The organism is Leptotrichia buccalis C-1013-b, assembly GCF_000023905.1.
Classification (GTDB): domain Bacteria; phylum Fusobacteriota; class Fusobacteriia; order Fusobacteriales; family Leptotrichiaceae; genus Leptotrichia; species Leptotrichia buccalis.
The window spans coordinates 2,381,877-2,394,029 of the sequence record NC_013192.1 but is presented as its reverse complement, the minus strand read 5'-3'; the positions used below and the strand labels follow the sequence as shown (position 1 = coordinate 2,394,029).

The following is a 12,153-nucleotide window of genomic DNA, read 5'->3' as shown; positions in this document are numbered from 1 at the left end:
AAGTTTTGAAAAGGAATTTTGATAAAATAAATTTTATGAAAGAAAGGGAATAAATAAAAAATGAGTATGGAATATGAAACAGTCATCGGACTGGAAGTGCATTGTCAATTGAAAACAAATACAAAAGTATGGTGTTCTTGTGATGCGGATTATGATAATAAAGAGCCTAATACTGCGGTATGTCCTATTTGTACAGGACAGCCTGGGGCTTTACCAAAATTGAATGAAAAAGTACTGGATTATGCGATAAAGGCAGCACTTGCACTTGGGTGTGAGATAAACAGGGAGAGTTATTTTGACAGAAAAAATTATTTTTATCCTGATTCGCCAAAAAATTATCAAATTACACAGTTTTTTAAACCTTATGCTGAAAATGGAGTTTTGAAAATTACGACAAATAGTGGAAAAGAGGCAAGTGTTGGAATTGAAAGAATACAGATTGAGGAAGATACAGCGAAAAGTATTCATACTGCTTCTGAAACTTTGCTAAATTATAACAGGGCCTCTGTACCGTTAATTGAGATTATTTCAAAGCCTGAGATAAAAAATGCTGAGGAAGCGTATGCTTATTTGAATACATTGAAGGATAGATTAAAATATACAAAAGTTAGTGATGTAAGTATGGAACTTGGATCGCTTAGATGCGATGCTAATGTTTCTGTTAGAAAAAAGGGTGAAACAAAACTTGGGACTAGAACGGAAACTAAGAACTTGAACTCGTTTAAGGCGGTTGTAAAGGCGATTGAGTATGAAACAAACAGACAAATTGAAGTGCTTGAAAATGGTGGACGTGTAGTTCAGGAAACAAGGCTTTGGGATGAGGAAAATGCGGTTACAAAGCCAATGAGAAGTAAAGAGGAAGCAATGGATTACAGATATTTTCCAGAGCCTGACTTGCCAGCGATTATCATTACTGAATCAAGACTTTCAAATGTAAAAGATGAAATGCCTGAATTTGCAGATGAGAAGGCTAAAAGATTTATTAATGAGTATAAATTGAATGAAATGGAAGCAGCTACCCTTTCTTCAGAGCAGGAACTGGCTGAATATTATGAGGAAGTTGTAAAAGTTTCGGATGATGCAAGACTTGCAGCGAATTGGGTATTGACAGAAATTTTACGTGTGCTAAAAGAAAAAAATATTTCTATTGAGGAATTTTCTGTTGAGCCTCAAAATATTGGAAAATTAATTAAATTGATAAAAGCTAATACGATTAGTTCAAAAATTGCAAAAGATGTGTTTGAAATCTTGCTTTCAGAAAATAAAGATCCTGAAATTATCGTAAAGGAAAAAGGGCTTGTGCAAATTACAGACAACAGCGAAATTGAAAAGATTGTAGAGCAGGTACTGGCTGAAAATCCTCAATCTGTGGAAGATTACAAGGCTGGAAAGAGCAACGCATTAAAATATCTTGTGGGACAGTCAATGAGATTGTCTAAAGGCAAGGCTAATCCGAAAATGATTAATGAAATGATTTTAGCAAGACTTGAAGGTTAATATTGGTGGAATTAGGAGAGAAATGAAAAAGGGTAATAAAAAAAACAGTATTGTTGACAGAGCAAAGTCAAATATAGTAAAAAATAGAAAGAAAAATATCAATCGGCTGAATAAAATATATGATTTTTTGAATACATTTGAAGGTAGATTTACTATAATAGTTTTTTTTACAATTATAGGATTTATAGTAATAACAGCGAATCTTTATAAAATTCAAATAATACAAGGAAACAAATGGAGAGCTGCTGGAGAAGAAAAATATTCTTCAAAAAACTATATAAAAGCTAAAAGAGGTAAAATTTCAACAACTGATGGGCAAGTTTTAGCATATGACAATGAAGATTTTATTGTTACACTGGATCCTACTTTAATTGAGGAAGATAACATTGATTCTGTTCTAAATATGTTAAAAAGATATATTGAGCCATTAGAAGTGGAAAATTATAAAAATGAGTATTTAAAAAGCAAAAAAGCAAAAAAGCAATATTTAAAAATAAAGCATAAAATCTCTTATAGCACTAAAATAGCAATTGAAGAACAAATTGACAATGATAGAAAAGATGCAAAGATAAAAGGCAAAAAGTACAAGAGAAAATATAAAGGTGTAGCCTTTGAAACATCATTTACAAGAAATTACGTACAAAATGATGCATTTCAAGAAACGCTCGGATTTGTCAATAACGAAAATCAAGGAGTTTATGGAATTGAAAAATTTTATAATAAACAGTTGGCTGGAGAATCAGGAATTATAAAAGGACTTAGAATTCCAGAAGCCTTTTTGAGTATTATAAATATAAAAAATAAAGAGAATTCATCCTCTGGAAAAGATGGAAATAATCTTGTACTTACACTTGATAGTATTATGCAGTATACACTTGATGAAGAGTTGAAGCAAACTTTTGAAAAATATTCTGCTGATTCAGCAATGGGAATTCTGATGGAAGTCGAAACTGGAAAAATACTGGCAATGTCATCTTATCCAAAATCAGAAGATAAAGCAAATATAAAAAATAGAGCAATTACAGATTATTTTGAGCCAGGATCAATATTTAAACCTATAACAGTTTCAATGGGATTACAAACAAAAGTAATTAACGAAAATTCAAGGATTTCTTCATCAGGTTCTATTCGTGTACAAGATAGAACGATACGTGATCATAGCAGTTTAACAATTGGAAACTTAAACTTAACAGATATAGTCGCATATTCGGGAAATGTGGCGATGGTAAAAATTTCACAAATGATTGATAAAAATACTTTTCACAAATATTTGACTGATATTGGATTGGGAGCAAAATCTGGAATTGACACTTATTTTGAATCAACAAAGGAATTACCGAAATTAAGAGATTTAACTGAAGTAAGAAAAGCTACCATCTCTTTTGGGCAAGGTATTTCAATGACGCAAATTCAAATGCTTGTGGCCTTAAATACGGTTGTGAATAACGGTAAATTGATGAAACCGTATTTAGTGGACAGAATAGAAGACAGTAATGGGAAAATTGTGGAACAAAATAAACCTATTATAATAAAAAAGATATTTAGTGATGAAATTTCAAGATTAGTCAGAAGATATATGGAAGCTGTTGTAAATTATGGAACTGGTAAAAATGCATATATTTCTGGCTATAGAGTAGCAGGAAAAACTGGAACAGCTCAAAAATCAGCGGTTGGTGGATATACAAAAGGTAAATATTTCAGTTCGTTTTTTGCATTCTTTCCTGCAGACAAGCCTAAATACGCTATGCTAATAACGGTTAATGAACCGAAAGGAAATTATTATGGTGCAGATGTTGCATTGCCATCGGTAAGACATGTTCTGGAAAAATTAATTGATTATAGAAAAATTGAAACAAACGGAAGAATTAAGAAAAATACTGATGATAAAAAATCAGACGTTGTTAAGGAAGAAAAGAAAAAAGACTTAACAAAAATAAAACAGGATTTTGATAAGAATATTATGCCTGACTTAACTGGAATTAGCTTGAGAGAATTTTTATCTATTTATCCACAAGGAAAATTTTCTCAATATGAAGTTAAAGGAAGCGGAAAAGTAATAGGGCAGTTCCCGGAAAAAGGGATAAAATTGGATAAACAATCTAAAATTCAGATAGTGCTAGAATAAATAAAGATAATTTTAAATCAAAATAAGGGGATTTTTTGGGGGTAAAAATGTATTATTATGAAATTTATGTGGAAAATAATCAGGGAACATACACATATAAATCGGAAGAGAAGTATGAAATTGGGCAATGGTGCATTGTCAATTTTATAAATAAGGATAAAATGGGGATTATTATAGCAATCGTTAATGAAAATCAGATTCAGTTTGATATTTCAAAAGTGAAAAAAATTAAGGATGCTGCCCCAGTTTTGTCCATTCCATCCGATATTATGCAGCTTATAAGGTGGATAAAAAATTATTACATAAGTGATTATTATAGCGTGATAAAGGCAGTTTATCCAGGAGCGTTGAAGTTAAATTATTCCAAAAAAGCCATTTTCCAAAGGGAATTTTCTGAAAATAATGAAACTTTGGAAGTGGAAAAAATTGAGGAAATAAAAAAATTTAATGAATATATGAAAAAACGTCAGGAAGTTACGGTTGTAACTTTGAAAAAGAATTTTTCCAGCGAAATTGTGGAAAGAGCTGTAAATGAAAAGGTTATTTCCATTGAAAAGAAAGTTATTTTAAATTCTAAAATTTCAAAAAGAGAAAAGGGAAAAAGTGAAATTGTAGAAAAGGAAATTATTTTGAATGATGAGCAGCAAAAGGCTGTGGATACGATAAAAAATAGTGAAAATCAGATTTTTCTGTTAAAAGGGATAACTGGCTCAGGGAAAACGGAAATTTATATTAATTTAATAAAGGAAGCCTTGAAACAAGGGTTTGGCAGTATTTTCCTAGTGCCTGAAATTTCGCTTACAGTTCAGATGATACAAAGGCTTGAGGAGGAATTTCACAATGAAGTGGCTATTCTTCACAGCAAACTTACAGACAAGGAAAAGCGGGAAGAATGGACTTTCATACGAAATGGCGAAAAGAAAATTGTGATTGGAGCAAGATCGGCGGTTTTTGCACCTGTTCAGAATTTGAAATATATTATTGTGGATGAGGAGCATGAAAATACGTATAAGCAGGAGAATAACCCACGTTATCACGTAAAAAATGTGGCGATAAAAAGAGCATTTTTACAAAATGAAAATTTGAAAAAAGATGAGAAACTTGAAAAAAATAGTGAATTAGAGAAAAATGATAATTTGGAAGAAGCTGAAATTGTAAAAAGTGAAAAGATAAAAGTGATTTTAGGTTCAGCAACTCCATCTTTTGAAACTTATTATCAGGCACAGCAGGGCGATATTGAATTAATTGAGCTTACGAAACGGTACAAAAATGCGAAGTTGCCAAAATTTGAAATTGTGGATTTGAATGAAACAACAGAAAATTTTTCGGAAGAATTGCTGGATAAGATTTCGCAGACATTGCAAAAAAATGAGCAGGTTATCTTGATTTTGAACAGAAAAGCATTTTCAAATTTGCTGAAATGCAAGGATTGTGGAAATATTCCAACTTGTCCTAATTGCAGCATTTCCTTAAACTACTACAAATATGACAATCGCCTCAAATGCCATTACTGCGGCTATGAAAAACGTTTTGACAACACGTGTGATGAATGTGGCGGACATAAAATGAGGCAAATTGGGGCTGGAACGGAAAAAATTGAAGAGGAACTGGCAATAGCATTTCCATCAGCGAAAATTGTGAGAGTGGACTCTGAAAGCATAAAGACAAAGCAAAATTATGAAAAAGCCTACAATGACTTTAAAAATCATAAATACGACATAATGCTTGGAACACAGATTATCGCAAAGGGACTGCATTTTTCAAACGTAACATTAGTTGGAGTAATTAATGCTGATATAATCTTAAATTTTCCAGACTTTCGGGCCTCAGAAAAGACTTTTCAGTTGCTGACACAGGCTTCAGGGCGTGCAGGACGTGGAGAAAAGGATGGGGAAGTGATTATTCAGACTTTTAATGGCGAAAATGATGTAATAAAAAAAACAATCGAAAGTGATTATGAAGGATATTACAAAAATGAGATGATTATGCGAAAAATGTTAAATTATCCTCCTTTTGGACGAATTATAATTTTGGTAATTTCAGCAACGGAGGAAAATTTGGTAATGGAAAAAGCCAAAATTTTGCGTGAAGAAATTACAAGAAATGTAAATGCAACTATGAACTTGACTTCAAATGATTTTATTTCAGATGCTTTCAAATCCCCAATTTACAAAATAAACGGCAGATACAGGTACCAAATATTTTTTAAATTTGAAAGAGAAAATATCTTAAAAATTAAAAAAATTATAAAAAAATGTGTAGGTAAATTTCGGGAAAGAGAAAAGAAAGTTAGGATAACAATTGATGTAGATCCTGTAAATATGATGTGAGTTTGTATAATTTTATAAAAGGTAAAAAAAAGTAAAATAGTTCAAATTTGGACTATTTTTTATTTATTAGAAATAAATTTTTATAATAGAGTTGTTTGATAATTAATTCATAATCATTTAACTAATACTATTCCCCGTTTAAATAGCGAATGTTTAATAAAATTTGAATTCCATACTATTTAATAAGAAATTAAAACTTTTTGTCCTTAATATAGTTTCTATTTTATAATGGGATTTAGTATCAGATTATTTTATTTAAATGAGGTTTAGTATAAGTAAATAAAATTTTTTTCGTTTGCTATTGATAAATGTGAAAAAAAGTGCTAAACTTACTTCATAAGTGGATTGTTACTGTAAGGCAGGCAAAACCTTGGTTAATAAATATGATCTTTTTCGTGTTTAATAATCAAGGTTTTTTCTATCTAAAATGATGAATGTTAATGGGAGTCTGAAAAATGAAGATAAAAAAATTTTGAATAATAATGCTATCATTTCAGAAAATAACCAGACGGAAGAAATTATCATAACAGGCAAGGGCATAGCATTTGGAAAAAAGCTGGAGATTTGATAGATAGAGATAAAATTGAAAAAACGTTTATTTTAAAGCATAATGAAACATCTGAAAAATTTAAGATTCTTTTGGAAGACATACCTGTAGACTATGTTTCAATTTCCTATGATATTATTGAATATGCAAAAAATATATTGAATGTACAATTTAATGACTTTATTTATGTAACATTGACAGATCACTTAAATTTTGCGATTCAAAGATACAGGGAAAATATAAGTTATGTGAATGCTCTTCAGTGGGAAATAAAGAAATTTTATCCAAAAGAATATGGAATCGGATTAAAAGCTCTGGAATTTATAAATGATGAGCTGGGAATAAAATTTTCTGAAGATGAGGCAGCGAATATTGCACTGCATCTCGTGAACGCCAGAATTAATAGTAAAAATGAAATTGGTGAAACAATGCAGCTTGTAAAAATGACACAGGATATTCTGAACATTATAAAATATACATTTGGAATTGAACTGGATGAAAGCAGTCTTAGTTATGAAAGATTTATGACACATTTAAAATTTTTCTTTCAAAGAATTATGAAAAATACCCAGATAAATGATGATAATGACTTTATTTATCAGGAAGTAAGAAAAAAATATACCAAGGCTTATCAATGTGCTGAGAAAATTGAGAATTATTTTTTAAAAACATATAAAAGAAAATTATCAGAAGAAGAGAAAACATATTTAGCGATACATATTCAGAGAATAACTCAAAAATAAAAATAAATACAAAAAAGGATTGTAACTATTAAATTAGGCAAGACCGAGAATAAAAAATTTGAATTATTATTTAATTTGATTTTTTATTGTCAGGTTTTGCCTTTTTGTTTTGAAAAAAATTATATAAAATAAAAAATAAATATATAGGAGGTTGTCGTATGAAATACGAAAAATTATCGAAAGATATTGTAGAAGCGGTAGGTGGAAAAGAAAATGTTGTTAGTCTGCATCATTGTGTAACGAGATTGAGATTTAAACTGAAAAGCAATGATAAGGCTGATATGGAAAGATTGAAAAAGATGGATGGGGTAGCTACTGCTTTAATAAGTGGAGAGCAATTTCAAGTTGTAATTGGAAATCACGTGGCTGATGTGTTTGCGGAAGTTTCGCCTCTTTTGGGATTAAATGGGGATGTAAAAAAAGATGAGCCTAAAAGGGAAATAAAAAATATTAAGGACGTCCTTAACCTTTTGATTGACGTGCTTAGTAAACTATTTCAGCCAATGCTGGGAGTAATGGCTGCAGCTGGGATGTTAAAGGGAATTGCGGCAATTTTACTATCATTAGGCGTATTAAATACAGATGGAACGTATTTGGCAATACAGGCTGCAGGAGATGGATTGTTTCAGCTGCTTCCTGTATTTCTAGCATGGACTTCAGCTAATTACTTTGGAATGAACGGATTTACGGCAATTGCGGTTGCAGCGGGATTGATTTATCCTAGTCTGGGAACTATGGAATTATTTAACAAAGCTCATTTTTTAGGGATTCCTATTGTAATTCCAGCTGGAGGATATGTAAGTACGGTAATGCCTATAATATTTTCTGTATGGCTTGGTTCTCACGTCGAAAAATTATTTAAAAAAATTGTTCCAGCAATGGTAAGAACATTTTTAGTTCCGTTTTTTACTCTGTTAATAACTTATATTTTGTCATTATTAGTAATTGGACCTGTTATATCTAATGCTTCTGCAGCTTTAGGAACAGGATTAACAGCTTTGTATAATCTAAATTCAACTATTGCTGGAGGGCTTCTTGCAGGACTTTGGATGGTTATGGTAATGTTTGGATTACATTGGGGACTGGTACCAATTGCTATGAATAATGTCGCTACATTAGGTTACGATACTATAATCGGAAGTTTGATGGCACATTCATTTGCTCTTTTAGGAGTATTGCTTGTAATTATCTTAAAGACAAAAGAACAAAAAGTAAAGGATTTAAGTATTCCAGCTGCATTTTCGGCATTATTTGGAGTGACTGAACCTGGAATTTATGGTGTAACACTTCCAATGAAAATACCATTTATCATAGCCTGTATTTCAGCAGCAATCGGAGGAGCTATCGGTGGCTTCTTTAAAATGAAAACTTATACAATAGGTGCTCTTGGATTATTTAGCCTTTCTTCATATATTCCGAAAGAAGGAATTGGGAGAGATTTCTATATATATTCTGCAGTTTGCCTAATTTCACTTATTTTTGGAATTATACTAACAATGTTTGTTAAAATTCCAAAACTTTATGAAGATGAAAATGTAACTGGAAATACTGATGAAAAACAAGTAGACAAAAAGCCTGAAAACACAGAAAATAAAATGTTAGAAAAAGAAGTTGTCTACAGCCCATTAAAAGGGACTATAAAAAAATTAAGTGAAGCAGAAGATGAGGCATTTGCTTCAGGTGCTTTAGGAAAAGGAGCGGCAGTTGTTCCAACAGAAGGAAAGGTTGTGGCACCAACAGATGGGACAATAGTAACTTTATTTCCAACAAATCATGCAATTGCGATTGAAACTGACTCAGGAGCGGAATTATTAATTCACGTTGGACTTGATACAGTTCAATTAGATGGGAAATATTTTTATCCTAAAGTTAAAGAAGGGGATAAGGTAAAAAAAGGTGATTTAATGCTTGAATTTGATATTGATGAAATTAAAAAGGCTGGATATGTTTTGACAACGCCTGTAATTGTAACTAATACTGATGAATTTCTGGATGTCATTGAAATAGATAAGGAAAACATCGAATTTGGAGAAAAATTAATTACAATTGTCAAATAAAAAGGGTATAATTATTCTGTAACAAAGAAAAATTATAATTGAATTTTATAGGCTCTTATAAATAACTATAAACAAAAAATTGTTAGGAGGAAAATATGACAGAAAAAAAATTTCCAGAAGAATTTTTATGGGGAGGAGCTACTGCTGCAAATCAGCTTGAAGGAGCATATAATGAAGGTGGGAAAGGATTATCAGTGCAAGATGTAACGCCGAGAGGCGGTGCAAATGTTGGTGGAGAAGTGTTAATTACAAAAGAGCCAACAGAAGACAATTTGAAATTAAAAGGGATTGATTTTTATCACAAATATAAAGAAGACATAGCTTTATTTGCAGAAATGGGATTTAAAGTATTTAGAATTTCGATTGCCTGGAGCAGAATTTTTCCAAAAGGGGATGAATTGGAGCCAAATGAAGAAGGGCTAAAATTTTATGATAACTTATTTGATGAAATGGCAAAATATGAAATTGAGCCACTTGTAACATTGTCCCATTATGAAACGCCGCTTCATTTAGCAAGAGAATATAATGGATGGACAAATAGAAAATTAATTGAATTTTTTGAAAGATATGCTCGTACAGTGTTTGAAAGATATAAAGATAAGGTAAAATACTGGTTGACATTTAATGAGATAAATTCTGTTTTACACGCTCCATTTATAAGTGGTGGAATTCCAACCGATGGAGAAATGAAACCGACTAAACAGGAATTGTACCAAGCTGTCCACAATGAATTAGTCGCTTCAGCATTAGTCACAAAAATTGGGCACGAAATTAATCCAGATTTTAAAATAGGATGTATGATTTTATCAATGCCAGCTTATCCAATGACATCACATCCGCTTGATTCATTGGCTGCAAGAGAATTTGAAAGAGAAAATTATCTGTTTGCAGATGTGCATGTAAGAGGAAAATATCCAACTTATGCAAAAAGATACTTTAGAGAAAATGGTATAAATATTGAATTTGCTGAAGGTGATGAAAAGTTGTTAGCTGAAAATCCAGTTGATTTTATGTCGTTCTCGTATTATGTGAGTGTTGCAGCGGCACATAATCCACAAGATTATCAAAGTGGAAAAGGTAATTTATTAGGTGGATTGAAAAATCCATATTTAGAAACAAGTGAATGGGGTTGGCAAATTGACCCAGTTGGGCTTAGAATTGTGTTAAATGATTTTTATGACAGATACCAAATTCCATTATTTATTGTAGAAAATGGACTTGGAGCAAAAGATGTTTTAGTTGACGGACCTAATGGACCAACAGTTGGAGATGATTACAGAATTGACTATTTGAGAAAGCATTTGGAACAAGTAAAAGAAGCGATTGAAGATGGAGTGGAAGTAATGGGATATACTTCTTGGGGCTGTATTGACTTAGTTTCATCTTCAACAGCTGAAATGAGTAAAAGATATGGCTATATCTATGTTGACAGAAATGATGATGGAACTGGTTCATTAAATCGTTATAAAAAGAAATCATTTTACTGGTATAAAAAAGTAATTGAAAGCAATGGAGAAGATTTGAGTTAAAAATAAAATTGGTGCTATTCATTTTTCTGAAAAATTTATAAATGTTTAGCACCAAATATTTTTAATAATTAATTTGAATCATTCTTTTTAATAAATTCTAACAACGCTTTACAACCTTTTACTACATCATCATAAGTTGTATCAAAATCGCCAGTAAACCACGGATCTTTTATTTCCCGTTTTTCTCCTGCGTATTCTAACAGCATTTTTATTTCACCTTTATTTTTGCCATCTGCGAAAAGTTTTATATTTTCTATATTGCTTTCATCCATTCCAATAATGTAATCAGCATCCAAATCATCATTATTTAAAATTCTTGAATACATTCCTTTTACGCTGATTCCTTCTTTGGCAAGTCTAGTTTTAGTACCATGATGGACTGGATTTCCATGTTCCCAAGAACTTGTTGCAGCTGAATCAATAATAATTTTGTCAGATAGCCCTTTTTTTTTTACCATATCTCGAAAGACTGCCTCTGCCATTGGAGAACGGCATATATTTCCTAGACAGACAAATAATACTTTTACCATTTTCACCTCTTTATTTATATTTTATCTCAATTCTAATTATTTTAATTTTTTAAAAACTTCTCCAATGCTTTCATGTATAGCCAAATTTACAAAATTGTCTTGTTCGGTCTTAGACTTATTTATTAAAACAAGATTTTTCCCTTGAAAATAGTGTATAAGGGAAGCGGCTGGATACACGATAAGGGAAGTTCCACCTATAATTAGTGTATCGGCTTTGGATATTTCGTTTATTGCTTTTCTAAAAGTATCTGGATCAGGAACTTCTTCATACAAAGTAACATCTGGTTTTATAATTCCGTTACATTCTGGACAATGTGGAATACTTTCTGTTTCACAGATTTTCAAAAATTTCTCCAAGTTGTATTTTTTTCCACATCTGACACAAGTATTGCTGTCAACAGTTCCATGTAGCTTCAAAACATTTTTACTTCCAGCCATTTCATGCAGACAGTCGATATTTTGAGTAATAACAGCCGTTAATTTTCCATCTTGTTCCAGCCTTGCCAAATATTTATGAGCAAAATTGGGTTTTGCATTGGGATAAATAAGATGTTTTTTATAAAAATCATAAAATTCTTCTGGATATTTTTCGTACATTGTGTGAGAAACAAGCTCTTCTGGAGAAAAATTCCTATCAAGTTTTAAATTGTAGACTCCATTTGCACTTCTGAAATCGGGAATGCCAGATTCTGTGGAAACGCCAGCACCTCCGAAAAAGACAATCCTTTTACTTTCATCAATTATTTTCTGAATCAAACTTATTTTATCCATTTTTATCACCTTGTTTCATTTTTG

General features: G+C 31.3%; 9 protein-coding genes. 7 read left to right on the top strand and 2 right to left on the bottom strand.

Going from position 1 to position 12,153, the window contains the following annotated elements:
* The first annotated feature begins 60 nt into the window (after positions 1-60).
* The 7 genes from gatB to LEBU_RS11190 all read left to right on the top strand — a co-directional run bounded on the left by gatB (position 61) and on the right by LEBU_RS11190 (position 10,828).
* Positions 61-1,497 (top strand): Asp-tRNA(Asn)/Glu-tRNA(Gln) amidotransferase subunit GatB, encoded by a 1,437-nt coding sequence (gene gatB / locus LEBU_RS11215; protein ID WP_015770427.1) that lies wholly within the window; start codon positions 61-63, stop codon positions 1,495-1,497.
* 22 nt (positions 1,498-1,519) lie between these two features.
* Positions 1,520-3,622, top strand: coding sequence for a penicillin-binding transpeptidase domain-containing protein (locus LEBU_RS11210; RefSeq protein WP_015770426.1), 2,103 nt, complete (start codon positions 1,520-1,522; stop codon positions 3,620-3,622).
* A gap of 47 nt (positions 3,623-3,669) precedes the next feature.
* The gene (gene priA, locus LEBU_RS11205) at positions 3,670-5,952 is read left to right on the top strand and encodes a replication restart helicase PriA (RefSeq protein ID WP_015770425.1); all 2,283 of its coding nucleotides are present in this window, start codon (positions 3,670-3,672) and stop codon (positions 5,950-5,952) included.
* Between the two features lie 427 nt (positions 5,953-6,379).
* A complete protein-coding gene (locus LEBU_RS12065; RefSeq protein WP_203415700.1) occupies positions 6,380-6,520 on the top strand; it encodes a CAT RNA binding domain-containing protein in 141 nt (46 codons plus the stop codon).
* Positions 6,517-7,242: a BglG family transcription antiterminator LicT gene (licT, locus tag LEBU_RS11200; RefSeq protein WP_203415699.1), complete on the top strand. Its 726-nt coding sequence runs from the start codon at positions 6,517-6,519 to the stop codon at positions 7,240-7,242. Before LEBU_RS12065 ends, licT begins: the two co-directional genes overlap by 4 nt.
* 158 nt (positions 7,243-7,400) lie before the next feature.
* The gene (locus LEBU_RS11195; protein ID WP_015770424.1) at positions 7,401-9,299 is read left to right on the top strand and encodes a beta-glucoside-specific PTS transporter subunit IIABC; all 1,899 of its coding nucleotides are present in this window, start codon (positions 7,401-7,403) and stop codon (positions 9,297-9,299) included.
* A gap of 95 nt (positions 9,300-9,394) precedes the next feature.
* Positions 9,395-10,828: a glycoside hydrolase family 1 protein gene (locus LEBU_RS11190; RefSeq protein WP_015770423.1), complete on the top strand. Its 1,434-nt coding sequence runs from the start codon at positions 9,395-9,397 to the stop codon at positions 10,826-10,828.
* 68 nt (positions 10,829-10,896) lie between these two features.
* Here the strand turns inward: LEBU_RS11190 and LEBU_RS11185 are convergent, their stop codons facing one another.
* Complete coding sequence (locus tag LEBU_RS11185; protein WP_015770422.1) at positions 10,897-11,358, bottom strand: low molecular weight protein-tyrosine-phosphatase; 462 nt, start codon at positions 11,356-11,358, stop codon at positions 10,897-10,899.
* 36 nt (positions 11,359-11,394) lie between these two features.
* On the bottom strand, positions 11,395-12,129 hold the full coding sequence (locus tag LEBU_RS11180; RefSeq protein WP_015770421.1) for an NAD-dependent protein deacylase: 735 nt from the start codon (positions 12,127-12,129) through the stop codon (positions 11,395-11,397).
* Positions 12,130-12,153 lie beyond the last annotated feature (24 nt).

Bases quoted from the DNA above. Each gene is read 5' to 3' on its own strand.
- gatB (WP_015770427.1), top strand. From the start codon at position 61: ATGAGTATGGAATATGAAACAGTCATCGGACTGGAAGTGCATTGTCAA.
- LEBU_RS11210 (WP_015770426.1), top strand. From the start codon at position 1,520: ATGAAAAAGGGTAATAAAAAAAACAGTATTGTTGACAGAGCAAAGTCA.
- priA (WP_015770425.1), top strand. From the start codon at position 3,670: ATGTATTATTATGAAATTTATGTGGAAAATAATCAGGGAACATACACA.
- LEBU_RS12065 (WP_203415700.1), top strand. From the start codon at position 6,380: ATGATGAATGTTAATGGGAGTCTGAAAAATGAAGATAAAAAAATTTTG.
- LEBU_RS11195 (WP_015770424.1), top strand. From the start codon at position 7,401: ATGAAATACGAAAAATTATCGAAAGATATTGTAGAAGCGGTAGGTGGA.
- LEBU_RS11190 (WP_015770423.1), top strand. From the start codon at position 9,395: ATGACAGAAAAAAAATTTCCAGAAGAATTTTTATGGGGAGGAGCTACT.
- LEBU_RS11185 (WP_015770422.1), bottom strand. From the start codon at position 11,358: ATGGTAAAAGTATTATTTGTCTGTCTAGGAAATATATGCCGTTCTCCA.
- LEBU_RS11180 (WP_015770421.1), bottom strand. From the start codon at position 12,129: ATGGATAAAATAAGTTTGATTCAGAAAATAATTGATGAAAGTAAAAGG.